The 25,623-nt window shown below is 73.3% G+C and carries 20 protein-coding genes, 1 tRNA gene and 1 pseudogene; 14 read left to right on the forward strand and 8 right to left on the reverse strand.

The genetic code is table 11. The features are described 5' to 3' along the window. Positions 1-437 precede the first annotated feature (437 nt). Together GR130_RS04725 and GR130_RS04730 are read left to right on the forward strand one after the other, a co-directional pair. On the forward strand, positions 438-1,871 hold the full coding sequence (locus GR130_RS04725) for an NAD-dependent malic enzyme (protein WP_201304795.1): 1,434 nt from the start codon (positions 438-440) through the stop codon (positions 1,869-1,871). Positions 1,872-2,117: 246 nt separating this feature from the next. Then, positions 2,118-2,399 (forward strand): HU family DNA-binding protein, encoded by a 282-nt coding sequence (locus GR130_RS04730; RefSeq protein ID WP_004951951.1) that lies wholly within the window; start codon positions 2,118-2,120, stop codon positions 2,397-2,399. 77 nt (positions 2,400-2,476) lie between these two features. Here GR130_RS04730 and GR130_RS04735 read toward each other — a convergent pair whose 3' ends face one another. Both GR130_RS04735 and GR130_RS04740 read right to left on the reverse strand, forming a co-directional pair. Continuing rightward, positions 2,477-3,154 carry an HAD family hydrolase gene (locus tag GR130_RS04735; protein WP_236572798.1) on the reverse strand — a complete coding sequence of 226 codons (678 nt, stop codon included), beginning with the start codon at positions 3,152-3,154 and terminating at the stop codon, positions 2,477-2,479. 44 nt (positions 3,155-3,198) lie between these two features. Then, on the reverse strand, positions 3,199-3,939 hold the full coding sequence (locus GR130_RS04740; protein WP_159503531.1) for a GntR family transcriptional regulator: 741 nt from the start codon (positions 3,937-3,939) through the stop codon (positions 3,199-3,201). A gap of 235 nt (positions 3,940-4,174) precedes the next feature. Between GR130_RS04740 and GR130_RS04745 the strand changes: the two genes are divergently transcribed. Continuing rightward, positions 4,175-4,840: an ABC transporter permease gene (locus GR130_RS04745; RefSeq protein WP_236572800.1), complete on the forward strand. Its 666-nt coding sequence runs from the start codon at positions 4,175-4,177 to the stop codon at positions 4,838-4,840. Next, positions 4,837-5,508: pseudogene (locus GR130_RS04750) on the forward strand (ABC transporter ATP-binding protein); the annotation flags it as partial. The gene GR130_RS04745 and the pseudogene GR130_RS04750, both read left to right, overlap by 4 nt. Before the next feature lie 227 nt (positions 5,509-5,735). Here GR130_RS04750 and murA read toward each other — a convergent pair. Then, entirely contained in the window at positions 5,736-7,082 is a 1,347-nt protein-coding gene (murA, locus tag GR130_RS04755) for a UDP-N-acetylglucosamine 1-carboxyvinyltransferase (RefSeq protein WP_159503532.1), read from the reverse strand. A gap of 294 nt (positions 7,083-7,376) precedes the next feature. On the opposite strand from murA, the gene GR130_RS04760 reads away from it, so the two are divergent. From GR130_RS04760 to GR130_RS04790, 7 genes are all read left to right on the forward strand, one after another. Then, the gene (locus tag GR130_RS04760) at positions 7,377-8,051 is read left to right on the forward strand and encodes a YqgE/AlgH family protein (protein WP_159503533.1); all 675 of its coding nucleotides are present in this window, start codon (positions 7,377-7,379) and stop codon (positions 8,049-8,051) included. Between the two features lie 275 nt (positions 8,052-8,326). Beyond that, positions 8,327-9,010, forward strand: a complete 684-nt coding sequence (locus tag GR130_RS04765; RefSeq protein ID WP_159503534.1) for a hypothetical protein — start codon at positions 8,327-8,329, stop codon at positions 9,008-9,010. 88 nt (positions 9,011-9,098) lie between these two features. Continuing rightward, positions 9,099-9,392, forward strand: coding sequence for a DUF3039 domain-containing protein (locus GR130_RS04770; RefSeq protein WP_026169910.1), 294 nt, complete (start codon positions 9,099-9,101; stop codon positions 9,390-9,392). Between the two features lie 191 nt (positions 9,393-9,583). After that, positions 9,584-11,242, forward strand: a complete 1,659-nt coding sequence (locus GR130_RS04775) for a beta-N-acetylhexosaminidase (protein ID WP_159503535.1) — start codon at positions 9,584-9,586, stop codon at positions 11,240-11,242. Positions 11,243-11,473: 231 nt separating this feature from the next. Next, positions 11,474-12,370, forward strand: a complete 897-nt coding sequence (locus GR130_RS04780; RefSeq protein ID WP_159503536.1) for an FAD binding domain-containing protein — start codon at positions 11,474-11,476, stop codon at positions 12,368-12,370. Next, entirely contained in the window at positions 12,367-14,265 is a 1,899-nt protein-coding gene (locus GR130_RS04785; RefSeq protein ID WP_159503537.1) for a (2Fe-2S)-binding protein, read from the forward strand. The genes GR130_RS04780 and GR130_RS04785 overlap by 4 nt, the downstream gene beginning before the upstream one ends. A gap of 100 nt (positions 14,266-14,365) precedes the next feature. Continuing rightward, complete coding sequence (locus GR130_RS04790; RefSeq protein ID WP_159503538.1) at positions 14,366-16,696, forward strand: xanthine dehydrogenase family protein molybdopterin-binding subunit; 2,331 nt, start codon at positions 14,366-14,368, stop codon at positions 16,694-16,696. A 440-nt stretch (positions 16,697-17,136) separates the two neighbouring features. Here GR130_RS04790 and GR130_RS04795 read toward each other — a convergent pair. After that, positions 17,137-17,208 (reverse strand) — tRNA-Cys (locus GR130_RS04795). A 639-nt stretch (positions 17,209-17,847) separates the two neighbouring features. Between GR130_RS04795 and GR130_RS04800 the strand changes: the two genes are divergently transcribed. The 3 genes from GR130_RS04800 to GR130_RS04810 all read left to right on the forward strand — a co-directional run bounded on the left by GR130_RS04800 (position 17,848) and on the right by GR130_RS04810 (position 21,711). Next, on the forward strand, positions 17,848-19,644 hold the full coding sequence (locus tag GR130_RS04800; RefSeq protein ID WP_159503539.1) for a DEAD/DEAH box helicase: 1,797 nt from the start codon (positions 17,848-17,850) through the stop codon (positions 19,642-19,644). A 340-nt stretch (positions 19,645-19,984) separates the two neighbouring features. Then, the gene (locus tag GR130_RS04805; RefSeq protein ID WP_159503540.1) at positions 19,985-20,626 is read left to right on the forward strand and encodes an IclR family transcriptional regulator; all 642 of its coding nucleotides are present in this window, start codon (positions 19,985-19,987) and stop codon (positions 20,624-20,626) included. 305 nt (positions 20,627-20,931) lie between these two features. Beyond that, positions 20,932-21,711: a S16 family serine protease gene (locus GR130_RS04810; protein ID WP_159503541.1), complete on the forward strand. Its 780-nt coding sequence runs from the start codon at positions 20,932-20,934 to the stop codon at positions 21,709-21,711. Positions 21,712-21,781: 70 nt separating this feature from the next. Here the strand turns inward: GR130_RS04810 and GR130_RS04815 are convergent, their stop codons facing one another. Genes GR130_RS04815 through GR130_RS04830 form a run of 4 tightly spaced genes read right to left on the reverse strand, consistent with a single transcriptional unit; the run spans position 21,782 to position 25,620 of the window. Further along, positions 21,782-22,780, reverse strand: coding sequence for a glycine betaine ABC transporter substrate-binding protein (locus GR130_RS04815; RefSeq protein ID WP_159503542.1), 999 nt, complete (start codon positions 22,778-22,780; stop codon positions 21,782-21,784). Next, positions 22,780-23,670 (reverse strand): ABC transporter permease, encoded by an 891-nt coding sequence (locus GR130_RS04820; RefSeq protein WP_159503543.1) that lies wholly within the window; start codon positions 23,668-23,670, stop codon positions 22,780-22,782. Before GR130_RS04820 ends, GR130_RS04815 begins: the two co-directional genes overlap by 1 nt. Next, positions 23,667-24,980, reverse strand: coding sequence for an ABC transporter ATP-binding protein (locus GR130_RS04825; protein ID WP_443043575.1), 1,314 nt, complete (start codon positions 24,978-24,980; stop codon positions 23,667-23,669). Before GR130_RS04825 ends, GR130_RS04820 begins: the two co-directional genes overlap by 4 nt. Beyond that, positions 24,973-25,620 (reverse strand): ABC transporter permease, encoded by a 648-nt coding sequence (locus tag GR130_RS04830; RefSeq protein ID WP_159503544.1) that lies wholly within the window; start codon positions 25,618-25,620, stop codon positions 24,973-24,975. The genes GR130_RS04825 and GR130_RS04830 overlap by 8 nt, the downstream gene beginning before the upstream one ends. Positions 25,621-25,623: the final 3 nt, after the last annotated feature.

Genomic DNA, 25,623 nt, shown 5'->3' on the forward strand with positions numbered 1-25,623 from the left:
CAGCGGGACGGGATTCGCTTCCCGGGATGGTTTGTTAGCCTTGGTGACGGCACCGGCTCGATCCAAGCCCCCGGGCCCAACCATCGTCGCTACGAGCGACCACTTGCCGCGAGGCGAGCATGGCGGGTCGGTGTCGTAAGCAGCAGCTGCGGGCGCCTCTCCTCCGGGAGAGGCGCCCGCGGTCGTTTCCGCCGCTCCCGCCGCCGGCAGCGGCTCGGCCGGGGTGCCGTTTCCGGGGCCGGCCGGTTCCGGTTCCCGGTGGGGGCTTCCGCTCGACGGATCATCTCTCGTATGGTGGAAGAGTCTTTCCGAAGTTTGTAGCTGGTTACCGTGTACCGGCTGGTAGGTGGGACGATCGAACGATGCGCTCCGGCTCGGGGACCCCTGAGTTCCGGAGTCGCTCAGAGAGAAACCAGGGAAAGCAGAGGAAGTCGGCCATGGCAACGGCGCCTAGCGTCTCGTATTCGATGACGGTGCGACTGGAAGTTCCCGCGAGCGGCACCGCCGTCAGCCAGCTGACCACGGCAGTGGAGTCCTCCGGTGGGTCGGTCACCGGGTTGGATGTGACCGCGTCGGGGCACGAGAAGCTGCGGATCGACGTGACGATCGCGGCGACCTCGACGGCGCATGCGCAGGAGATCGTCTCGAAGCTGAGCGGCATCGAGGGTGTTTCGCTGGGCAAGGTGTCCGACCGTACGTTCCTGATGCACCTCGGTGGCAAGATCGAGATGTCGTCGAAGCATCCGATCCGCAACCGCGACGACCTGTCGATGGTCTACACCCCGGGTGTGGCGCGGGTGTGTCAGGCGATCTTCGACAACCCCGAGGACGCCCGCCGGCTGACGATCAAGCGCAACAGTGTCGCGGTGGTCACCGACGGTTCCGCGGTGCTGGGGTTGGGCAACATCGGGCCGAAGGCCGCGTTGCCGGTGATGGAGGGCAAGGCGGCGCTCTTCAAGCGTTTCGCCGGGATCGATGCGTGGCCGATCTGCCTGGACACGCAGGACACCGACGCGATCGTGGAGATCGTCAAGGCGATCGCCCCGGGCTTCGCGGGCATCAACCTGGAGGACATCTCCGCGCCGCGCTGCTTCGAGATCGAGGCCCGGCTGCGCGAGGCGTTGGACATCCCGGTCTTCCATGACGACCAGCACGGCACCGCGATCGTGGTGCTGGCGGCGCTGACCAACGCGCTGCGGGTGGTGGGGAAGAAGATCGAGGATGTGCGGGTGGTGATGTCGGGTGCCGGCGCGGCGGGGACGGCGATCCTCAAGCTGTTGCTGGCCGCCGGTGCGGGGCATGCGGTGGTCGCCGACATCCACGGTGTGGTGCACGCCGGCCGGGCGGACCTGGTGGATGCCGACCCGGACTCGGCGCTGCGTTGGATCGCGGACAACACCAATCCCGAGGGTGTGACGGGGACGCTGAGGGAGGCGGTGGTGGGGGCGGATGTCTTCATCGGTGTCTCGGCGCCCAATGTGCTGGATGGTGAGGATGTGGCGCGGATGGCGAAGGACGCGATCGTGTTCGCACTCGCCAACCCGGATCCGGAGGTCGATCCGGCGATCGCGCGGCAGACCGCGGCCGTTGTGGCCACCGGGCGTTCGGACTTCCCCAACCAGATCAACAACGTGCTGGTTTTCCCCGGGGTCTTCCGTGGTCTGCTGGATGCGGCCTCGCGTACGGTGAACACCGAGATGATGCTGGCCGCGGCCCGTGCGCTGGCCGAGGTCGTGCTGGACGACGAGGTCAACCCGAACTACATCATCCCCAGCGTCTTCAACGAGAAGGTCGCCGGGGCGGTCGCCGGGGCGGTGCGGGACGCGGCGAAGGCCGCCGACCCGGCTGTGACGGCTGCCACGACGGTCTGAGTCCGGCGCGTCGCGGGACATGCCCTCCGCGGGCCACCCATAGGGTGGCGGGTGACCCTCCAGGGTGCCGGATTGGCTTTACCGCCGCAGGTGGGGGCAGGATGCTCTCCCAAGGACATTGTCCAGGGGGACCCCAGGCGCGAGGGAGCTGAAGGACGGACCCGGTTCCGGGGACCGTTCGAGGGCCCTGGCAGCATCGGCTTCGATCTCACGCCTCATTGGCAAGAAGAACACGGGAGTACATACATGAACCGCAGTGAGCTGGTGGCCGCTCTGGCCGATCGCGCCGAGGTGACCCGCAAGGACGCCGACGCCGTTCTGGCCGCGCTTGCCGAGACCGTCGGCGAGGTCGTCGCCAAGGGCGACGAGAAGGTCACCATCCCCGGCTTCCTGACCTTCGAGCGCACCCACCGTGCCGCTCGCACCGCGCGCAACCCGCAGACCGGTGAGCCGATCCAGATCGCGGCCGGCTACAGCGTGAAGGTTTCCGCGGGCTCGAAGCTCAAGGAAGCCGCCAAGGGCAAGTAAGGCCCTTCCAACGGCACAAAGGGCGGCCACCCCTCTCCCGGGGTGGCCGCCCTTGTGTATGCCCGTCTACGGCGCGCTCAGGCGGCCCGGGGGAACGGCAGGTCGGTGAGTTCCACGTCCTCCAGCGACGCCACCACGGCGGTACGGGGGCCGGGGACGATGCCCGGCACCGTCGGCACCGCCAGCAGCCGGCAGCCCGCGGCCAGCGCGGCGGCGGCGCCGGTGGGGGTGTCCTCGACGGCCAGGCAGCGGGCCGGGTCGACGCCGAGACCGGCCGCGGCGACCAGATACGGGTCCGGGTGCGGCTTGCCGCGCGGCGCCTCACCGGAGGTCACCGACAGCGCGAAGCGGTGCGCCCCCAGGGTGCGCAGCACCAGATCGGCGACATGCCGCTCCGAGGCGGTGACCAGGGCCGCCGGTATGCCGAGCTCCTCGGCCCGGTCCAGCAGCCGCAGCGCGCCCGGCTGGACGGCGACCCCGGCCGCGACCCGGGCGGTGAAGTCCCGGTCGAGGAGGGTGGCCGTCCGGGTGAGGCCGATGCGGATGCCGTGGTCGCGCACCAGGCGCGCGGCGGCGTCGTCGACGGGCGCGCCGGCGAACGAGGTGACCACCTCGTCACCGGCCGGGGCGCCCTGGTCGCGCAGGAAGCCGGCCACCGTCGCCAGCCACTGGTGCTCGGTGTCGACGAGGGTGCCGTCCATGTCGCACAGCAGGGCGGCGGGCAGCGCGCGGGCGGGAGGAGTGGGCGTGGGCATGCGGGCTCACTGTTCGGTAGGCGGCGGGGCGGACGGGAGCGGGGTCAGCCGGCCGGAGTGCGGGCCAGGGGGTTGGCCTGGGTGGAGTTGCGCACGGTGAAGACCACCGCGCCGGGGCGGTAGCGGTCGTCGGACGTCTCGACCGGGCGGCCCTCCGCGGTGGTCGTCGTACGGCGCACCCGCAGCAGCGGGCTTCCCCGTCGCACCCGCAACTCCCGGGCGTCGGCGGTGCCCGCGGCGACCGCGTCGAGATGGTGCTCGCCGTGGGCGAAGACCAGGCCGTGGGAGTCGAGGAGCGCCTGGGTGACCGACTCGCAGTCGGCCGGCAGCGCCTCGACCGCCTCGGCGATCCAGCCCGCGTAGACGGTCCGCTCCAGCAGGACGGGCGCGCCGTCCAGCGTGCGCAGTCGCAACACCCGCAGCACTCCGGCGCCGGGCGCCAGCTGGAGCAGCGCGGCCTCCGCGCGGTCGGCGGCGCCGCGCGCCGACTCCAGGACACGGCCGCCGGGGGAGTGGCCGCCGGCCCGCGCCCACTGGGCGAAGCTGCGCAGCTCGGTGAAGCTCTGGCTCGGCGCGGTGCTCAGCACGATGTGCCGGGCGCCCTGGCGGGAGCCGATCAGCCCCTCGCCGAGCAGCGCGGCCAGGGCCTGGCGGACCGTGCCGCGGGAGACGCCGTGGGCGGCGGCCAGTTCGGTCTCCGAGGGCAGCGCGCTGCCCACGGGGAGGTCGCCATCGGTGATCGCCCGGCGCAGCGCCTCGGCGATCTGATGGTGGCGTCGGGTCAACGGGGCTCCTCGCGGGTCAGGTCACTGTGCACAGAATGGCTTGTCCACGCAGGCACGGGGTATGCGTCTAACCGCTCCGCGAAGCTCTAAACCTTTTCCATCGTAACGCTTATGACCTGCGGTTTTATTGTTCATCAGGGGTTGGTTCGGGGGTCGACTCGCGGTTGGTTCGTCGGGGCTTACTGACGGCGGCTTGTTCGTACAAGTGGAGAGCCGAAGACCCAGGAGTACAGACGTGAAGCCACCCCGACCGGCCCGCCGGCGCCGCGCGCTCGCCGCCTGCGCCGCCGTCCTCGTGGCCGCCCCGGCCGCCGTCACCAGCAAGGCGGCCACCGCCCGGTCGGCCGCGGACCTCGGCGGGATGGCCGGCCTCGTCAGGGCCGCCAAGAAGGAAGGCCGGCTCAACGTCTATGCCCTCGCTCCCGACTGGGCGAACTACGGCGAGATGATCCGGACCTTCGAGGACAAGTACGGCATCCAGGTCCACAACGAGAACCCCGGCGGCACCAGCCAGCTCGCCCTCGGCGCCGCCGACAAGCGCCGCGGCCAGGACCGCGCCGTCGACGCCCTCGACCTCGGCACCCTGGTCGAGGCGTCCCGCAGCCTGGGCGCCTCGCGGCTGGTGACGCTGTGGCGGGTGGTGCTGCCGAACCTGCGCGGCGCGGTGGTCGGCGGGGCCGTGCTCAGCCTGGCCATGGTGCTCGGCGAGTACACCGTCGCCTCCGTGCTCGGCTACCGGCCGTTCGCCGTCTGGATGGTCGAGGTCGGCGGCCAGGACGCGGAACTCGCCGGCGCCGCCGCCATGCTCGGCCTGCTCCTCACCTGGGGGCTGCTGCTCCTGCTCACCACCGTGGCCGGCGGCCGGGCCCGCCGAGCCGGCAAACAAAGGAAGAACGCATGACCGTCCCGCTGCAACTCCGAGGGCTGCGCCGGGAGTTCGGATCCACCATTGCCCTCGACGGCCTCGACCTCGACATCGCCGCCGGCGAGCTGATCGCCCTGCTCGGCCCCTCCGGCTGCGGCAAGACCACCGCACTGCGGATCATCGCCGGCTTCGAGACCGCCGACAGCGGCGCGCTCCTGATGGGCGGCGAGGACGTCACCGCCGTACCGGCCCACCGCCGCGACATCGGCATGGTCTTCCAGTCGTACAGCCTCTTCCCCGACATGTCGGCGGCCGGCGACGTCGCCTACGGGCTGCGGGTCCGCAACACCCCCGTCGCCGAACGGACCGCCCGGGCCCAGGAGTTGCTGGACCTCGTCGGCCTGCCCGGCCGTGCCGGCCACTACCCGCACCAGCTCTCCGGCGGCCAGCAGCAGCGCGTCGCACTGGCCCGCGCGCTCGCCATCCGCCCCCGCGTGCTCCTCCTGGACGAGCCGCTGTCCGCCCTGGACGCCAAGGTGCGGCTCACCCTGCGGGAGGAGATCCGCCGCATCCAGCTCGAACTCGGCATCACCACCGTCTTCGTCACCCACGACCAGGAAGAGGCGCTGTCCATGGCCGACCGCGTCGCGGTGATGCGCGGCGGCCGGCTCGAACAGTGCGCCCCGCCCAGGCCGACCTGCCCAGCTGGGAGGCGGCCGACCTGACGGCGGGCGCGCGCTGCACGGTGGTCCCGCACGAGAAGCCGGTCCTGGTGGCGGAGCGGGCGGGGGAAGGGGTGGGGTGAGGGGGAGAGAGGGGGCGGGGGATTGCCCTGCCGTTTTCTGCCCCCGCCCCCACCCCCCTCTCCCCCTTCGGGGGAGGGGGCGGGGGAGGGTGTGTGGGTGGGGTGGGGGGAATCGGCGTGTCCGCCTCAGCCCCGGAGCGCCCCGTTGGGGAGTTCGACCTTCGCGCCCAGTTCGACGAGCTTCTCCATGAAGTTCTCGTAGCCGCGGTTGATCAGGTCGATGCCGTGCACCCGGGAGGTGCCCTGCGCCGCCAGCGCCGCGATCAGGTACGAGAAGCCGCCGCGCAGGTCGGGGATGACCAGGTCGGCGCCCTGCAGCTTGGTGGGGCCGGAGACGACCGCGGAGTGCAGGAAGTTGCGCTGGCCGAAGCGGCAGGCGGAGCCGCCCAGGCACTCGCGGTAGAGCTGGATGTGCGCGCCCATCTGGTTGAGCGCGGAGGTGAAGCCGAGCCGGGACTCGTAGACCGTCTCGTGCACGATCGACAGGCCCGACGCCTGGGTCAGCGCGACCACCAGCGGCTGCTGCCAGTCGGTCTGGAAGCCGGGGTGGACGTCGGTCTCCAGGGCGATGGCGTCGAGCGAGCCGCCCGGGTGCCAGAAGCGGATGCCCTCGTCGTCGATCTCGAAGGCGCCGCCGACCTTACGGAAGGTGTTCAGGAACGTCATCATCGACCGCTGGTGCGCGCCGCGGACGTAGATGTTGCCCTCGGTGGCCAGCGCCGCGGACGCCCAGGAGGCCGCCTCCAGGCGGTCCGGGAGGGCGCGGTGGGTGTAGCCGTCGAGCTTGTCGACACCGGTGATCCGGATGGTCCGGTCGGTGTCCATGGAGATGATCGCGCCCATCTTCTGCAGGACGCAGATGAGGTCCTCGATCTCCGGCTCCACGGCGGCGTTCGACAGCTCGGTGACGCCCTCGGCCAGTACGGCCGTCAGCAGCACCTGCTCGGTCGAGCCGACCGACGGGTACGGCAGCCGGATCTTGCAGCCGCGCAGCCGCTGCGGGGCCTCCAGGTACTGCCCGTCGGCGCGCTTCTCGATCTTCGCGCCGAACTGGCGCAGCACGTCGAAGTGGAAGTCCACCGGCCGGCCGCCGATGTCGCAGCCGCCCAGGCCCGGGATGAACGCGTGGCCCAGGCGGTGCAGCAGCGGGCCGCAGAACAGGATCGGGATCCGCGAGGAGCCGGCGTGCGCGTCGATGTCCGCGACGTTGGCGCTCTCCACGTGCGACGGGTCGAGGACCAGTTCGCCCGGCTCGTCCCCGGGACGCACCGTGACGCCGTGCAGCTGCAGCAGTCCGCGCACCACCCGTACGTCACGGATGTCGGGCACGTTGCGCAGCCGGCTGGGACCGCTGCCGAGGAGCGCGGCGACCATGGCCTTGGGCACAAGGTTCTTCGCGCCGCGAACCCGGATCTCGCCCTCCAGCGGGGTGCCGCCGTGGACAAGCAGTACGTCGTCAGTAGAGACGGTCATGGATCTCGCGTTCCTGGAGTCGGTCAGGGCCAGGAGAAATGGTAAGGGCGGCCGAGGGGGTGCCCGTATGGCCGTGCGGGGTTCCGGCATGTAATGGCTTTGCCACAACACGCTCCGCTACGATCACGCTTTGATTCGTAATCGCCTTTTGGGTAAAAACACGCCGAATGTCTGGAATGAGGCATAGGGCGCGGACCTCGTGCGCCGGGGCTGCCGCCGTACGCCCTGCCCTGCTCTCGCAACGGTCCCGGCGTTGACTCCCCGCTCGGGGCAGAATTGCGGGATCATGTGGCCATGACCGAGGTGTCCTCGCTCACAGGCCGACTGCTCGTCGCCACACCCGCACTCGCCGACCCGAATTTCGACCGCGCGGTGGTGCTTCTCCTCGACCACGACGAGGAGGGCTCCCTCGGTGTGATCCTCAACCGCCCCACGCCGGTCGGCGTCGCGGACATCCTCGCCCCCTGGGCCGAGCTCGCCGGTGAGCCGGGGGTGGTCTTCCAGGGCGGCCCGGTCTCGCTGGACTCGGCGCTCGGAGTGGCCGTGGTGCCCGGCGGGCTGCCCGGCGACAGCGGCGTCCCGTCCATGGAGGGCGGCGCCCGTACGGACCGCGCGGCCGGCGACCCGGCCGGCGCGCGGGCCATGGGGACGGCCGACGACCCGGTGGCCGAGGACGAGCCGCTGGGCTGGCGCCGGGTGCACGGTGCGATCGGCCTGGTGGACCTGGAGGCCCCGCCGGAGCTGCTCGCGGCGGTGCTCGGCAGTCTGCGGATCTTCGCCGGGTATGCCGGCTGGGGGCCCGGCCAGCTGGAGGACGAGCTGGTGGAGGGCGCCTGGTACGTCGTCGAGTCCGAGCCGGGCGACGTCTCCTCACCCGACCCCGAGCAGCTGTGGCGGGCGGTGCTGCGGCGGCAGCGGAACGAACTGGCGATGGTGGCCACGTATCCGGACGACCCGTCGCTGAACTGACCGGGGCCCGCCGCGGCCCGCTGCGCAGGGCGCGCACGCCCCTTTACCCGCCGGGTGGTGCGCCCGGGAGCGCACCGGGCACTTTGTGACAGCTTCGTCATGGGGAATTGTCAGACCCCGTCGCTATCGTTCGTTGTGTCAGGCAACAGTGCGCGGTCGCCTCCCCAGGCTCTCGACTCCTCCCCCAAGTTCTCGACTGCGCTCGAACAGGGGGGACCCCCATGCGCAGGGGACACCCCGATCGGGGCCGCGCAGGACGGACGGGAGAGTGCGCCATGCACAGGCCGAGCGTGCCCGAGGATCTGGACCACCCGGAGCGGCTGTGGGCGCGGGCCGCGACGCTGGCGGTGGTGGCCGCGGCCCTCGACGACTGGGACGAGTTCTCCTGGGGCCCCGACGGGCTGCAGTGCTGGAACGACGGCGGCGCCTACTGGTGGCGGCTGACGTTCTACGGCGACGGCCGCGCGGTGCTCTGCGGCCAGGACTCGGACGGCAGCTACACGCACAGCGGCGACCGGCAGATCGACTTCCTGGCCGGCGGTCCCGAGTGGCTGCCCTGGGAGCGGCTGCGTGACGACGCCCGGGGAAACCTCCTCGGGTTCGTCTACTGGTACGAGGGCGGCGCCTGGGCCCGCGCCCCGTATCCGGCGGCGATGCCGGACGACGGGCTGGCGATGGCGGTGAGCTGGACGGCGCCCGGCGACGAGGCGGTCGACGAGATCGTCGAGCACCTGGTGGCGCGGACCGAGACGGAGGTCGACGCGGCGGCCGCGGTCCGCGCGTTCCTCGCCGCGGCCGGGGCCCGTGCGGTCGGCGCGCAGGACATATCGGCGCTGCTGGACGCGGTCTGCGGCCAGGACTGCTGGTACGAGGTCCGCCCGGAGGCCGGGCTGGCGTTCGCCACGGAGCTGGGGCTGACGGCCGGCGACCGGGGCGGTGTGCCGGTGGCGGCGTCGTAGGGCCCGTCCGAGGGGTCGGGACCGGCACTGCACCTGGCGGCGGGCCGACGCTCCCGGCGCGCGGCGCGCGTGAGTACCCTTGGCTGTTATGAGCACTCTTGAGCCCGAGCGCGGGGCAGGTACGGGGACCCTCGTAGAGCCGACACCGCAGGTGTCGCACGGCGACGGCGACCACGAGCGCTTCGCCCACTACGTCCAGAAGGACAAGATCATGGCGAGCGCGCTCGACGGTACCCCCGTCGTGGCGCTCTGCGGCAAGGTCTGGGTCCCGGGTCGCGACCCGAAGAAGTACCCGGTCTGCCCCATGTGCAAGGAGATCTTCGAGTCCATGGGCGCCGGCGGCGACAAGGACAAGGGCGGCAAGGACGGCGGCAAGAAGTAGCCGCAGGGCCTGCGCCCCGGGCCGGTTCGCCGTGCCCGCCGTACCTCCGGGTCCGGGTCCCTCGCGGACCCGGGCCCGTCGGCGTCCCCGGTCCGCGGGTCCGGCCGGTCTGGCCGGTCTCCCCGGTCCGGCCGCGACACCGACCGACGCGGCGGGTTTTCCGCCGCGCCGGGGCGGTGAGGATTGACGCCGTGACAGAAGTACGGACCAATCCTGACCGCGGCGGTGGCACGGCTCTGATCCCGGCGCCGCTGAGCGTCGACGGGCCGCACCCCGGGACCGTACGGCTCGGCGGGCAGACCGCGCTGGCCGCCGCCCCCGGGACCGAGGACACCGCGCGCTGGCTGCGCGCCACCCTCGGCGACGCCTTCGGGCTGCCGCTGCCGCCCGGCTCCGGCGAGGCGTCCGACACTCTCGCGCTGGCCCTCGACCCGGCCCTGCCCGCGGAGGGCTACCGCCTGGAGGCGGACGCCCGCTGGGGCGTGCGCATCGCCGGCGGCGGTCCGGCCGGCGTCTTCTGGGGTGCCCAGACGCTCCGTCAGCTTCTCGGCCCGGACGCCTTCCGCCGCGCCCCGCTCGTCCCCGGGCGACCGGCCGCCCTGCCCGAGCAGGCGATCGAGGACGCCCCGCGCTTCGGCTGGCGCGGCCTGATGCTCGACGTCGCCCGGCACTTCCTGCCCAAGGACGGCGTGCTCCGCTACGTCGACCTGCTGGCCGCGCACAAACTGAACGTCCTGCACCTCCACCTCACCGACGACCAGGGCTGGCGGATCGAGATCCGCCGCTACCCGAAGCTGACCGAAACCGGCGCCTGGCGCGAGCGCACCAAGCTCGGCCACCGCGCCTCCCCCCTCTGGGACCCGCGCCCGCACGGCGGTTACTACACCCAGGACGACCTCCGCGAGATCGTCGCCTACGCCGCGCGGCGGCAGATCACCGTCGTCCCCGAAATCGACGTCCCCGGCCACTCCCAGGCCGCCATCGCGGCATACCCGGAACTGGGCAACACCGACGTCGTCGACACCGCCTCCCTGAAAGTCTGGGACACCTGGGGCGTCAATCCCAACGTACTGGCGCCCACCGACACGACTCTGCGCTTCTACGAGCACGTGCTGGAGGAGGTGTTGGAGCTCTTCCCCTCGCGGTTCGTGCACCTGGGCGGCGACGAGTGCCCCAAGGACCAGTGGAAGGCGTCGCCGGCGGCCCAGGACCGGATCGCCGCACTGTCCCTGGACGGCGAGGACGGCCTCCAGAGCTGGTTCGTCCGGCACTTCGACCGCTGGCTCACCGCCCGCGGGAGGCGCCTCATCGGCTGGGACGAAATCCTGGAAGGGGGCCTGGCGGAGGGCGCCGCGGTGTCCTCCTGGCGCGGCTGTGCGGGCGGCGTGGCCGCGGCCAAATCCGGCCACGACGTCGTCATGTGCCCCGAGCAGCAGGTGTACCTGGACCACCGTCAGCACGCCTCCCCCGACGAGCCGGTGCCGATCGGTTACGTCCGCACCCTGGAGGACGTCTACCGTTTCGAGCCGGTGCCACCGGAGCTGACGGACGCCCAGGCCGGACACGTCCTGGGCACCCAGGCCAACGCCTGGACCGAGGTCATGGACAGTCAACAGCGCCTCGACTACCAGGTCTTCCCGCGGCTGGCCGCCCTCGCCGAGGTCGCCTGGTCGCGGCTGCCCGCGCCGCCCCTGCGCGACTACCAGGACTTCGACCGCCGGATGACCGTCCACTACGCCCGGCTCGACGCGCTCGGCGTCGACTACCGTCCGCCCGGCGGCCCCCGTCCGTGGCAGCGGCGTCCCGGCCTGCTCGGACGCCCGATCGACGGGGCGCCCCCGAACGTGTGAGCCGCCGGGCAAGGCCGGCGCCCGTGCGGCCGGACCCTGGGACGGTGGTGCCCGCTCACCGGCATCGGCGGACGAACCAGGACCAGCACCCTCTTCGGGGACGGATCGTCGCTTCGCGGACCCTCGCGTACCGGGCCCGCGAAGATGTGCCAGAGTTGCCACGTCCGGGCTCTGAGCACGTACCGTACGGCGGAGCGGAACTGCCGGGACACCGGGGAAGGGGCAGCTGGGTTGACCACGCACGCACCGCAGGCGTCGCACACGGTGACGTTGCCGGCCTCGCTCGACGAGGCGGTGGCGGCACTGACCGCCATGCCCGCCGCCGTGCCCGTCGCGGGCGGCACGGACCTCATGGCGGCGGTCAACGCCGGACTGCTCAGACCGGCCGGCCTGGTGGGCCTCGGCCGGATCAGCGAGATCCGCGGCTGGCAGTACCTGGACGGCCATGCGCTGCTCGGCGCCGGCCTCACCCTCGCCCGTATGGGACGCCCCGACTTCGCCGCCCTCATCCCGGGCCTGGCCGCCGCCGCCCGCGCGGCCGGCCCGCCGCAGATCCGCAACGCCGGGACCCTGGGCGGCAACATCGTGACCTCCGCCGCCACCGGCGACACCCTCCCGGTGCTCGCCGCCCTGGAGGCCACGGTCATCATCGCCGGCCCAGGGGGCACGCGCCGCGAGATCCCGGTCAGCCACCTGCTGACCGGCCGCGAGATGCTCCAGCCCGGCGAACTCGTCGGCTTCGTACGGGTGCCGCTGCTGCACGCCCCGCAGACCTTCCTCAAGGCCACCGGGCGCACCGGCCCCGGCCGCGCCACCGCCTCGGTCGCACTGGTCCTGGACCCGGCCCGGCGCAATGTGCGCTGCGCGGTCGGCGCGGTCGCCGCGATGCCGCTGCGCCCCCTGGAGGCCGAGCAGTGGGTGGCCTCGCTCATCGACTGGGACGGCGAACGCGGCCTGGTCCCCGAGGCGCTGGCCGCCTTCGGCGACTACGTGGCCGCCGCCTGCATCCCCGATCCGGCGCCGCCGCAGGACGGTTCGGAACCGGCGGCCCTGCCGCCGGCCGCGCTGCACCTGCGCCGTACGGTGGCAGCACTGGCCCGCCGCGCACTTGGGAGGGCGCTCACGTGACCGAGGCAGACAACCGCCATCCGCAGCAGCACCCCGACCAGGGCTGGCAGCGGCTCCCCCAGGGCGGCGAGTACGAGTCGGAGGCGACCGCCTTCGTCCAGCTCCCGGAAGGCTTCACCACGGGCGCGTACGGCGCCGGTTACGGCACCCCGGGCCAGGACCCGCTCGCCGCGCCAGGCCACGGCTACACCCCGCCGGCCTCCTTCGCCCAGCACACCGCCGCGCCCTCGGTTCCGGGCGCGGGCACCGACCCGGCGGCGACCGGGCAGTGGACGATGCCGTTCGCGGACCCGTCCGCCGGATACGCCGACCCGTCGGCCGGGTACGGCGGGACGGCCCGGGCCGGGCACTCCACGGCCCACCGGAACCCGTCCGCGGGCTATCAGGCCGGCGCCCCGGAGGCGGCCCAGCCGTGGGGCGGCGAGCAGGTCGACTGGCCCGTCGCGGGCAGCGCGGAGGCCACCGGCGCCGCCTGGACGGTCCCGGCGGCGGACGACGCCCTGGAGGAGTCCGGCGAGTACCTGGTCGGCGACGACCGGCGGACCGGGCACGGCGGCGCCGCGCTCTACGAGGACGGCGGGTACGGCGGATACGGCGCGGCGCCGCACGGCGCCGCCGGGCAGCCGGGCGGCACCGGGCACTGGAACTTCGCGGCCGGCCTGAACGCCACGAGCGGCGCCGCGGGCGACACCGGCGGCGCCGGCGAGCGGTTCGCCGCTCCCGCGGTGGACCCGTACCCGGCCGAGCCCACCCCGACGACCGGGACGGGCGGGGCGACCGGGCACTGGTCGCTGCCGGCCGACGCGCTGGCCCAGTGGCCGCCGGCTCCGCCCCAGGAGGAGACGGCCGCCCACCAGGAGGCTGCCGCGGACGCCCCCGCGTCCGGTGCGACCGTGGGCTGGACGATCCCGGCGGCGGACGGCGAACAGCCGGACACCTCCGGCGAGTTCATGATCGACCCCGCTGCGGTGCCCGCCGCGCCCGCAGCCGCGGACGCGCCCGCCGGGCACGACACCCCGGCCGAGCACCCCGCCCCCGTCGAGCCCGCCGCACCGGCCGGCGCCGTGGACGTCCCCGGTGCCGCCGAGGCCGCCGCCGCCCCCGAGGCGCCCGCCGAGGCACCGCACCCCGCGGCGGACCCCGGGCCCACCGGACCGACCGGACCGGCGGACGCCGAAGGCGCGCCCGAAGCATCCGAAGCATCCGAAGTGCCCGAACCGGCCGGGCCCGTCCTCGCCGTCGCCGAGGCGCACCCCGCCGCGGCCCCCGGCGACCCCGAAGGGCCGGACGCCCACGACGAACACCCCGCGATCTCGTACGTGCTGCGGGTCAACGGCGTCGACCGGCCCGTCACCGACGCGTGGATCGGGGAGTCGCTGCTCTACGTGCTGCGCGAGCGGCTCGGCCTGGCCGGCGCCAAGGACGGCTGCTCCCAGGGGGAGTGCGGGGCGTGCTCGGTCCAGGTGGACGGGCGGCTGGTCGCGTCCTGCCTGGTGCCCGCCGCCACCACGGCGGGCAGCGAGGTCCGCACCGTCGAGGGGCTCGCGCAGCACGGCGTGCCCTCCGACGTGCAGCGCGCCCTGGCCGCGTCCGGGGCCGTCCAGTGCGGCTTCTGCGTACCGGGCATGGCCATGACCGTGCACGACCTCCTGGAGGGCAACCACGCCCCCACGGAGCTGGAGACCCGTAAGGCGCTCTGCGGCAACCTCTGCCGCTGCTCCGGCTACCGGGGCGTCCTGGACGCCGTCGCCGACGTCGTCAAGGCCCGTGCCGAGGCGGCCGAGGTCGCCCCCGAGACGCCGGCCGAAACCGCGCGCATCCCCCACCAGGCGGGACCCGCCGACCCGACGGAGGGCGCACCGCACCGGGATCCGCAGCCGGGGGGTACCGGGTGACCGAGCGCAGCATGCGGGTCCGCCCGGCCGCTGGCCGGGGGAGAGTTGTCGAAGGGGGCGCGCCCCGCGCATGCGGGGGCGGGCGAAGCGAGGGATCGGCATGAGTGGTACGAGCGACGGCGCGGGCGCCGTCACCGCGACTCCCGCAGCGGGCGTCCAGATCCCCGTCGAGCCGCCGCCGCACGGCCTGGGCGTCTCGCTCCTGTCGGCCGACGCGCCGGCGAAGACCGAGGGCACCTTCCCGTACGCCGCGGACCTGTGGGCGGAGGGGCTGCTGTGGGCGGCGGTGCTGCGCTCCCCGCACCCCCGGGCGCGGATCCGGTCCGTCGACACCCGCTACGCGACCGAGATGCCGGGCGTGCGCGCGGTGGTCACCCACGAGGACGTGCCCGGCGACAAGGGATACGGCCGGGGCACCGCCGACCGGCCGGTCTTCGCCCACGACGAGGTCCGCTACCACGGTGAGCCGATCGCCGCGGTGGCCGCCGACCACCCGGACACGGCCCGGCTGGCCGCCGCCGCCATCGCCGTCGAGTACGAGGTACTGGACGCCGTCACCGACCCCCAACTCGCCTTCGAGGCCGAGCCGCTGCACCCCGACGGCAACCTCATCCGGCACATCCCGCTCCGCTTCGGCGACCCCGACGCGGTCGGCGAGGTCATGGTGGAGGGGTTCTACCGGATCGGCCGGCAGGACCCGGCGCCCATCGGGGCCGAGGCCGGGCTCGCGGTGCCGCGCCCCGACGGCGGGGTGGAGATCTACACCGCCTCCACGGACCCGCACACCGACCGCGATCTGGCCGCCGCCTCCTTCGGGTTGGAGCCGGACCAGGTCAAGGTCGTGGTGACCGGCGTGCCCGGCGCCACCGCCGACCGCGAGGACCCCGGCATCCAGCTGTCCCTGGGGCTGCTGGCGCTGCGTACGGGCTGCCCGGTCAAACTGGCCGCCAACCGCGAGGAGTCCTTCCTCGCGCACTCCCACCGCCACCCCACGCTGCTGCGCTACCGGCACCACGCCGACGCCGAGGGCAAGCTCGTCAAGGTCGAGGCCCAGATCCTGATGGACGCCGGCGCCTACGCGGAGACCTCCGCCGAGGCGCTGGCCGCCGCCGTCTCGTTCGCCTGCGGCCCGTACGTCGTCCCGCACGCCGTCGTCGAGGGCTGGGCGGTGCGCACCAACAACCCGCCGTCCGGCCACATGCGCGGCGAGGGGGCGCTCCAGGTCTGCGCGGCCTACGAGGGCCAAATGGACAAGCTGGCCGCCCAGTTGGGCCTGGAGCCCGACGAGATCCGCCTGCGCAACATCATGGCCACCGGCGACCTGCTCCCCACGGGGCAGACCGTCACCTGCCCCGCACCGGTCGCCGAACTGCTGCGCGCCGTCAAGGAGGCGCCGCTGCCCGAACTGCCCAAGGACACCCCGGAAGCGGAGTGGCTGCTGCCGGGCGGGCCCGAGGGCGCGGGCGAGCCCGGCGCGGTGCGGCGCGGTGTCGGCTACGCCCTGGGCATGGTGCACATGCTGGGCGCGGAGGGCGCCGACGAGGTGTCCACCGCCACCGTCAAGGTCAGCGGCTCGGTCGCCACCGTCATCTGCGCGGCCGTGGAGACCGGTTCGGGGTTCTCCACCCTGGCGCGGCAGATCGTCCAGGAGACCCTGGGCGTCGAGGAGGTGCACGTCGCGGGCGTCGACACCGACCAGCCGCCGGCCGGCCGGGCCTGCCACGGGCGGCACACCTGGGTCTCCGGAGGCGCCGTCGAGCGCGCCGCCAAGATGGTCCGTACGCAGCTACTGCAGCCGCTGGCCCACAAGTTCGGGATGTCCACGGAGCTGCTCCAGATCACCGACGGCAAGATCACCTCCTACGACGGGGTGCTCAGCACCACCGTCGCCGAGGCGCTGGACGGCAAGGAGCTGTGGGCCACCGCCCAGTGCCGGCCGCATCCCACCGAGCCGCTGGACGACACCGGCCAGGGCGACGCCTTCGTCGGCCTCGCCTTCTGCGCCATCCGCTGCGTCGCGGACGTCGACATCGAGCTGGGCACCATCCGGGTGGTGGAGATGACCGTGGCCCAGGACGTGGGCCGGGTGCTCAATCCGGCCCAGCTGCGGGCCCGTATCGAAGCCGGGGTCACCCAGGGCCTGGGCGCCGCCCTGATGGAGAACCTGCGCACCACCCGTGGTCAGGTCCGCCACCCGGACCTGACCGGCTATGCCCTGCCGACCGCACTGGACGCCCCGGACATCCGTATCGTCCGGCTCGTCGAGGAGCGCGACGTGGTCGCCCCGTTCGGCGCCAAGCCCGCCAGCGCGGTGCCGGTCGTCACCGCGCCGGCCGCGGTGGCCTCCGCGGTCCGCGCCGCCACCGGCCGCCCGATCGGCCGGCTCCCGATCCGCCCGCAGGCGGCCGTGGCGCAGACCCCGCAGCAGTAGCCCGCGGCCGGGCGCCGTCCGGCGCCCGGCCGGCCCGCCCCCGCCCTGCGTTCTCGGATCTGCGCTCTCCGACGTGCGTATCCCGCCGTACTGTTCACCCTCCGTCACGGCCATTGTCAGTGGCGTCACTTACCGTGGTTTTCGCTACGGGATGCGTGATACGGGATGCGGCAGCGCCGGACATCGGAGCGGTGCCGCGTCGGACCACTGTCGAGTCTGCGGGGGCAGCGATGCGGTACGGGACGGCACAGGGCAGGACCGGGTGGACCGGTGCGACCAGGGGGAACGGCGGGAACGGTGGGACTGGGCCGTGGCGGGACGCGAACCCGCGTAACTCCCCACGGGCGGAGCCCGCTGGCCGATGCGGTGCGGGCGAGCCCCTGGACCACTCGGGGGCCGGGGTGCTCCTGCACCACTTGGGTGCGGGCGGGTCTTCTCTGAGGCCGTGGCGGGATTCGAACCCACGTAACTCGCTTTGCAGGCGAGCCCCTGAACCACTCGGGCACACGGCCGGGTTGCGGTGCGCTTCCGACTCTAGGTCGCGGGGTGGGGGGTCGGGCAAGGGTGCCCGGCGGGCTGCCACGATGCTGCAACACGCGGTTCACGAACGGCCGTCGGGCGGTGCCGGGGCGGCCTCAGGAGGCGCGGAGGGACTCCTCGACGACGGGGCTGAAGAGCTCCGGCTCGTCCATCCACGGATAGTGGCCGACGAGCCGGTGCCGCGGCCGTCCGGGATGATCAGCTGCCGGTGCCGCGGCCATCCCGTCACAGATCGCCCAGGTATGCGGCGTCCCGCCCCGGGCCGCCGGCCGGGCACAGCAGCGACGGCAGCGATGAGCCGGCGGGCCCAGGTACGCGGTAGTGCGGCTCGGCGTCGTCGTGACTACGGAAGGTGGGCCTGCGGACGGCTTGCCCGATGCCCTGACTGCGGCGGCGGCGGGGACGGGGCGGCCGCGGCCGGAGGCTTGCACGGGGCGGTCGGCGCAGGTCCCGGCCGTCGCCGCCCGGCCCCGCGCGCCGCGCGCGGCGGCGGTCCCGATGTGACCTCGCTCCCACCCCCGGGTGGGAGCGTGCGGTATCCCCGGAGCGGGAAGCGGCGCACGGGTAGGCTGACGCGGTTGCCGATCGCCGAGTTCAGCCCGACGGAGACCGTGACTACCACCACCAGCGCCACCAACAGCCATCACCTGTCCCCGGCCTTCCCGGGCCGGGCCCCCTGGGGTACCGCGAACAAGCTGCGCGCCTGGCAGCAGGCGGCCATGGACCGGTACATCCAGACCCAGCCGAGAGACTTCCTCGCCGTGGCGACGCCCGGCGCCGGCAAGACCACGTTCGCGCTCACCCTCGCCTCGTGGCTGCTGCACCACCACGTCGTGCAGCAGGTGACCGTCGTCGCACCGACCGAGCACCTGAAGAAGCAGTGGGCGGAGGCGGCGGCCCGGATCGGGATCAAGCTCGATCCGGAGTACAGCGCGGGGCCGTTGGGCCGGGAGTACCACGGCATCGCGATCACCTACGCCGGTGTCGGGGTGCGCCCGATGCTGCACCGCAACCGCATCGAGCAGCGCAAGACGCTGGTCATCCTCGACGAGATCCACCACGCCGGCGACTCGAAGTCGTGGGGCGAGGCGTGCCTGGAGGCGTTCGAGCCGGCGACCCGGCGGCTGGCGCTGACCGGTACGCCCTTCCGGTCCGACACCAACCCCATCCCGTTCGTGTCCTACGAGGAGGGCAACGACGGGATCCGGCGTTCGTCGGCGGACTACACCTACGGCTACGGGAACGCGCTCGCCGACGGCGTCGTCCGGCCGGTCATCTTCCTCTCCTACAGCGGCAACATGCGCTGGCGCACGAAGGCCGGCGACGAGATCGCGGCGCGGCTCGGCGAGCCGATGACCAAGGACGCCGTCTCGCAGGCGTGGCGGACCGCGCTGGACCCGCGCGGCGACTGGATGCCCAATGTGCTGCGGGCCGCCGACCGGCGGCTGACCGAGGTCCGCAAGGGCATCCCGGACGCCGGCGCCCTGGTCATCGCCTCCGACCAGGAGCAGGCCCGCGCGTACGCCAAGCTGATCCGGGAGATCACCGGGCAGGGCGCGACGCTCGTGCTGTCCGACGACTCCGGCGCCTCGCAGCGCATCGACGACTTCTCGCACTCCGACGACCGCTGGATGGTCGCGGTCCGGATGGTGTCCGAGGGCGTGGACGTGCCCCGGCTCGCGGTCGGCGTCTACGCCACGACGATCTCCACGCCGCTGTTCTTCGCGCAGGCGGTCGGGCGCTTCGTCCGGTCCCGCAAGCGCGGCGAGACCGCGTCGGTCTTCCTGCCCACCGTCCCGATGCTGCTCGGCTTCGCCAACGAGATGGAGGTCGAGCGCGACCACGTCCTGGACAAGCCGAAGAAGGACGGCGAGGAGGACCCGTACGCCGAGTCCGAGCAGGAGATGGACGAGGCGAACAGGGAGCAGGACGAGGACACCGGCGAGCAGGAGCAGTTCTCGTTCGAGGCGCTGGAGTCGGAGGCCGTCTTCGACCGGGTCCTCTACGACGGCGCCGAGTTCGGCATGCAGGCGCACGCGGGCAGCGAGGAGGAGCAGGACTACCTCGGCATCCCCGGCCTGCTGGAGCCCGACCAGGTGCAGATGCTGCTCCAGAAGCGGCAGGCGCGGCAGATAGCCCACAGCCGGAAGAAGCCGGACGAGGAGGCGGATCTGCTGGAGATGCCGGCCGAGCGGCGGCCGGTGGTCACGCACAAGGAGCTGCTGGAGCTGCGCAAGCAGCTCAACACGCTGGTGGGCGCCTATGTCCACCAGAGCGGCAAGCCGCACGGGGTGATCCACACCGAGCTGCGCCGGGTGTGCGGCGGGCCGCCGAGCGCCGAGGCGACGGCCGGGCAGCTCAACGAGCGCATCAAGAAGGTGCGGGAGTGGGCCACGCGGATGCGCTGAGCACGCCCCGCCGGGCCCCGCCGGGCCCCGGCGGGCTCCGGCGGGGCGGGCCGCCCCGCCCCGCGCTGACGTCACGTCCGGGTAACGGCCAGGCTTCCGCGCGGCGGTCGGGACGGCATACCCCGCGGATGAACAGGGATGTTCCGGGCGCGGAAGCCCGGATTCTGGACGGACTCTTCCGCTGAGCGGACCCGCTCGCTACTGTCCCGCTCACGCACACGCCCCGTGGCAGCGCCGCCGCGGACGCAGCCGGTGCTAGCGGCCGGCGGCTCTTTGCGCGCTGTTCTGGGACGTCAGCGCGCCGCGTACGGACGCCGCCACTCACTCCAGGAGGGGCGTCGTGACTGCAGAGACCTCCCAGACACTCGACCGGGGACTGCGTGTCCTCAAACTCCTCGCCGAAACCGACCACGGGCTGACCGTGACCGAGCTCTCCCACAAACTCGGCGTCAACCGCACCGTGGTCTACCGCCTGCTGGCGACGCTGGAGCAGCACGCCCTGGTGCGCCGCGACGCCGGCGGCCGGGCCAGAGTCGGCCTGGGCGTGCTGCGCCTGGGCCGCCAGGTGCACCCGCTGGTCAGGGAAGCCGCGCTGCCCGCGCTGCGGGCGCTCGCCGAGGACGTCGGCGCCACCGCGCACCTCACCCTCGTCGACGGAACCGAGGCGCTGGCCGTCGCGGTCGTCGAGCCGACCTGGACCGACTACCACGTCGCCTACCGGGCCGGTTTCCGTCACCCGCTGGACCGCGGAGCCGCCGGGCGGGCCATCCTCAAGGCTCGCCAGGGCCGGCTGCACGAATCCGGACTCGCCCTGACACACGGGGAGTTGGAGGCCGGTGCGAGCGGTGCCGCGGCGCCGCTGCTCGGGGTCAGCGGCATCGAGGGCAGCGTGGGCGTGGTGATGCTCGCGGACACCGTCGGCGACCGGGTCGGGCACCGGGTCGTCGAGGCGGCCCGTGAGGTGGCCGACGCGCTGCGCTGAGGCCGCGGAGCCGGCCGGCGGCACGGCACGGGCGCAGGCTACCGGTGCACGCGCCGCCCGCCCCGGCCCGTTACGGCCGCCCCCGCGCCGCTCGCCCCGGGCCCGTACGGCCGGCCCCGCCCCGGGTGACGATCACGTACCGCATGCCGCGGGCCTGTGTCGCCGCGGTGTGACCCGGTGCCCGGGCACCGGGCCACACGCCTGCCCGCCTGCCCGCCTGCCCGCCTGCCGATCGGGCGGACGACGGCGGTTTGACGACAGGACCTCACGGGGCCGGTGGGGCCGGGGTCAATTAGGCTGGCGGGGTGTCCTCACGCGCCCGCGCCCTGCTGATCTGCACCGCCCTCGTCCTCGCCGTGCTCGTCACCGCGGCGCTCGCACCGCTGCCGTACTCGGTCGCGTATCCGGGTATCACGGCCAACGTCCTCGGTGACGACAAGGGCAAGCCGGTGATCACCATCTCCGGCGCCGACACCCGGGCCACCAGCGGGCAGCTGCGGATGACCTCCATCACGGCGACCGGCCCGGACGCCTCCGTCCACCTGCCGGACATCGTCACGGCGTGGTTCCGGACGGACCAGGCCGTGATGCCGCGCCAGTCGGTCTACCCGGTGGGCAACAACACCGAGGAGATCGCCGAGCACAACGCGGAGCAGATGAAGCAGTCCCAGGACAGTGCCACCCAGGCGGCCCTCGGGCAGCTCCACAAGTCGCCGAAGGACGTCAAGGTCACCCTGAGCCTGGCGGACGTCGGCGGGCCCAGCGCCGGCCTGATGTTCGCCCTCGGGATCATCGACAAGCTCGACGGCGACGGCGCCGGGCACGACCTGACCGGCGGCCGGACCGTCGCCGGGACCGGCACCATCGACGCGGGCGGGTCGGTCGGCGCGGTCGGCGGCGTCCCGCTCAAGACCCAGGCCGCGCACCGCGACGGCGCCACGGTCTTCCTCGTGCCCCGCCAGGAGTGCACCGACGCCCGCGCCGAGCTGCCGCGCGGCATGCGGCTGATCCCCATCACCACCCTCGGCGGCGCGGTGGACGCCCTCAAGGCGCTCCGCACCGGCGGCGCCGTCCCCACTTGCTGACCGGCGCCCCGGCCGGCCCTCACCCCTCCTCGGTCCTCACCCCTCCTCGGTCCCCGACCCTCCCCGATCCTCACCCCACCTTGATGAAGCCCTCGTCGACCAGCCACTTCTTGGCGACGTCGTGCGGGTCCCTTCCCTCGACGTCCACCTTCCGGTTGAGCGACTGGGCCACGGTGTTGTCCAGCGCCGCGGTCACCGGCGCCAGTACCCCGGCGATCTGCGGGTACTTCGCCAGCGCCCTGGCGTTGATCTCCGGCGCCGCGTTGTAGTTCGGGAAGAAGTGCCTGTCGTCGTCGAGCACGGTCAGGCCCATCACCCTGATCCGCCCGTCGGTGGTGAAGACCTCGCCGAAGGTGCAGGACTTCCCCTGGGACGCCTCGGTGTAGACCACGCCGCCGGTCATCTTGCGGATGTTGCCGGACGGGATGTCCATGCCGTACGCCCGCGCCATGCCGGGCAGCCCGTCGTTGCGGGTGGCGAACTCGTTCTCCACGCACAGGGTGACCGCGCCCGGGTCCCGCTTCAGCAGCGCGGCGACGTCGGAGAGGGTGCGGACCCGGTACTTCCTGTTGTTGGCGGCGTTCAGCGCCAGCGCGTAGGTGTTGTTCAGCCGCGACTGCGGCAGCCACACGATGCCGTTCCTCCGGTCCGCGTCCCGTACGGCCTCCCACTGCTTGTGGACGTCGGGGATCGGCTTGGTGTGGCCGAGGTGGGTGATCCAGCCGGTGCCGGTGTATTCGTACATGCCGTCCGCGGTGCCGGTGCGCACCGCCTCGCGGGCGCCGATGGTGCCCTGGATGTTGGTCTTGTCGATGACGGTGGCGCCGGCCGCCTTGAAGACCAGGCCCATGATCTGGCCGAGGATGATGTTCTCGGTGAACTCCTTGGACGTGACGGTGAGTTGGGCGCCTTTGAGGGGCAGGCCCCGGCCGACCGTACCGGGCCCGACGTCGTCGGACATCGGGCTGCCGCTGACCAGCCCGCAGCCGGCCGGCGCGGCCAGCGCCAGCAGCAGCGCGCAGACCGGTGCGAGGGCGCGCCCGCGCCGGTGGGCTCCGCGGCCCGCCATCAGGCCGCCACCTCCAGCCCGCGGGGCCGCAGCAGCAGCTCGGCCAGCGACGCCAGCCATTCGACGAGCAGTGCCAGCGCCACGGTCAGCACCGAGCCCAGGACCAGTACCGGCATCCGCTGGGTGATGATGCCCGCCGAGATCAGGTCGCCCAGCCCACCGCCCCCGCCGAACGTGGCCAGGGTCGCGGTGCCGACGTTGAGCACCAGCGCGGTCCGCACCCCGGCCAGGATCAGCGGTACGGCCAGCGGGAGTTCGACCCTGCCCAGGACGCCCATGGGGGACATCCCGATGCCGCGGGCGGCCTCGGTCAGCGTCGGGTCGATCCCGCGCAGCCCGGCGATGGTGTTGGCCAGCACCGGCAGCACGGCGTAGATCACCATGCCGGTGATCGCCGAACGGGCGCCGATGCCCAGCCAGATGACCAGCAGCACCAGCAGGCCCAGCGCCGGCACCGCCTGCCCCAGGTTGGCGACGGCCATCGCGAACGGGGTGAGCCGGCGCAGCCCGGCACGGGTCAGCGCGATGCCCAGCGGGATCGCGATGATCAGCACGAAGAGGGTGGAGACGGCGGTGAGTTCGATGTGCTGGCGCAGCGCGAGCCACACCTTGCCGTTGTCGACCGCCTGGTGGGCGATGGAGTCCAGCCGGGCGCCGCGGAACCACAGCCAGGTGGCGAGCAGCGCGAGGACCAGGAAGGACGGCATGAACGTCCACTTCTGCCAGCTGATCCGGCGCTCCCCGCGGGCCGCGGACGGGGTGGGCGCCTCGCCGCACGCCGGCTCCCGGTCCGCCGCCACCTCCTCGTCGTCCTCGGGCGTCGCCATCGCGGGCCGCTCGCCGCCCCGCGGCGCCTCCCGGCGTGCCCCGCCGCCGTCGCCCGCCGTCATGCCCGGCCCCCCGGACCGCCCTCGGGTCCGCCCGCGCCGTCCAGTCCCTCCTGGGCGAGCTGGGTGCGGTGGGCGCGCTGGAGCCGGAGTTCGTGCTGGTGCTCCATGGCGTCCAGGCGGTCCGCCTCCAGCAGTTCGTGGACGTTGTTCATCAGCGTCTCCATGTCGACCACACCGATGTACTCGCCGCGCCGCCCGGTGACCGCGACCCGGCCCGCGTTGTCGGTCAGCACCGCCTCCAGCGCGTCCCGCAGCGTGGCGTCCCGGGTGACCGTGTCGGCGACCAGGGTCCCGGCCCGCGCCAGCGACTGCTTGGCCCGCGAGAGGTCGCCGCGGCGCAGCCACTTGTACGGGCGGCGGTGCCGGTCCAGCAGCAGCACTTCGTTGGTGGCGCCGTCGCGCAGCAGGTCGAAGATCGACTGGAGCGGGTCGTCGACCCGGGCGGTGGGGAAGTCGACGACGCCCACGTCCCGGACCCGGGTCAGGTTCAGCCGCTTGAGCGCCGCCCCGGCGCCCACGAACCCGGAGACGAAGTCGTCCGCCGGGTTGGTCAGGATGGCTTCGGGGGTGTCGAACTGGGCGATGTGCGACCGCTCGCGGAGCACCGCGATCCGGTCGCCGAGCTTGATCGCCTCGTCGAAGTCGTGGGTGACGAAGACGATGGTCTTGTGCAGTTCGTGCTGGAGCCGGATCAGTTCGTCCTGGAGGTGGTCGCGGGTGATCGGGTCGACCGCGCCGAACGGCTCGTCCATCAGCAGCACCGGCGGATCGGCGGCCAGCGCCCGCGCCACCCCGACGCGCTGCTGCTGCCCGCCGGAGAGTTGCCGGGGGTAGCGCCCGTGGAACTCTCCCGGGTCCAGGCCGACCAGGTCGAGCATCTCCTCGACCCGGCTCCTCGTCCGCGCCGCGGACCAGCCGATCATCTTCGGCACGAGGGCGATGTTCTGCGCGACCGTCATGTGCGGGAACAGGCCGGACGCCTGGATCGCGTAGCCGACCTTGCGGCGCAGCTTGACCGGGTCGATGTCGGTGACGTCCTCGTCGCCGATCCTGATCCGCCCGGAGGTCGGCTCGATCAGCCGGTTGATCATCTTCAGCGTCGTGGACTTCCCGCAGCCGGACGGCCCGACGAAGATCACCGTCTCGCCGGCCCTGATCTCCATACTGACGTTGTCGACGGCCGGTCCCGCGGTGCCCGGATAGACCTTCGTCAGGTTCTCCAGCCGGATGCCGGCGCCCGCGGTGGCCGGCTTCGCCGCCGTCGGCGCGGCGGTCTCGGCGCTGCTGCCGTTCCCGTACGTCTCAGGCACGGATCCCCCTGGGGATGGTCAGGCGTCCGATCAGGACGTAGGCGGCGTCGAAGAGGAGGGCCAGGACGGCGATCCCGAGCGTTCCGGAGAGCACCTGGTTGAGCGAGTTGGCGCTGCCCAGCGAGGCGATGCCGCGGAAGATCTCGTTGCCGAGGCCGGGGCCCGAGGCGAACGCGGCGATGGCCGCGATGCCCATCAGCATCTGGGTGGCGACCCGGATGCCGGTGAGGATCGGCGGCCAGGCCAGCGGGAGTTCGACGCGGAAGAGCCGGGCGGCGCGCGACATGCCGATGCCCTTGGCCGCGTCGACCAGCGCCGGATCCACCCCGCGCAGCCCCACGATGGCGTTCCGCACGACCGGCAGCAGCCCGTACAGCGTCAGCGCGATGACGGTCGGCGCGACGCCGAGGCCGACGATCGGGATCAGCAGACCGATCAGGGCCAGGGACGGGATGGTCAGGACGGTGGCGGTGGCGGTGGTGGCGAGCGCGCCGGCCCATTCGCTGCGGTAGGTGGCGACGCCGAGGGCGACGCCCAGCACGGTCGCGATCACCATGCACTGGAAGACCGCGCTGGCGTGCTGGTACGTGTCCGTGAGCAGCTGGGCGTGCCGGCTGCCGACGTACTCCCAGAAGCTCACCCG

Origin of the sequence: Streptomyces sp. GS7 (assembly GCF_009834125.1) — a bacterium.
In the GTDB taxonomy this organism is placed as follows: domain Bacteria; phylum Actinomycetota; class Actinomycetes; order Streptomycetales; family Streptomycetaceae; genus Streptomyces.

Excerpts from the sequence above, each read along its gene's own strand:
- GR130_RS04765 (WP_159503534.1), top strand. The coding sequence starts at position 8,327 with ATGCACAGGCCGAGCGTGCCCGAGGATCTGGACCACCCGGAGCGGCTG.
- GR130_RS04725 (WP_201304795.1), top strand. The coding sequence starts at position 438 with ATGGCAACGGCGCCTAGCGTCTCGTATTCGATGACGGTGCGACTGGAA.
- GR130_RS04815 (WP_159503542.1), bottom strand. The coding sequence starts at position 22,780 with ATGGCGGGCCGCGGAGCCCACCGGCGCGGGCGCGCCCTCGCACCGGTC.
- GR130_RS04770 (WP_026169910.1), top strand. The coding sequence starts at position 9,099 with ATGAGCACTCTTGAGCCCGAGCGCGGGGCAGGTACGGGGACCCTCGTA.
- murA (WP_159503532.1), bottom strand. The coding sequence starts at position 7,082 with ATGACCGTCTCTACTGACGACGTACTGCTTGTCCACGGCGGCACCCCG.
- GR130_RS04760 (WP_159503533.1), top strand. The coding sequence starts at position 7,377 with ATGACCGAGGTGTCCTCGCTCACAGGCCGACTGCTCGTCGCCACACCC.
- GR130_RS04820 (WP_159503543.1), bottom strand. The coding sequence starts at position 23,670 with ATGACGGCGGGCGACGGCGGCGGGGCACGCCGGGAGGCGCCGCGGGGC.
- GR130_RS04790 (WP_159503538.1), top strand. The coding sequence starts at position 14,366 with ATGAGTGGTACGAGCGACGGCGCGGGCGCCGTCACCGCGACTCCCGCA.
- GR130_RS04735 (WP_236572798.1), bottom strand. The coding sequence starts at position 3,154 with ATGCCCACGCCCACTCCTCCCGCCCGCGCGCTGCCCGCCGCCCTGCTG.
- GR130_RS04730 (WP_004951951.1), top strand. The coding sequence starts at position 2,118 with ATGAACCGCAGTGAGCTGGTGGCCGCTCTGGCCGATCGCGCCGAGGTG.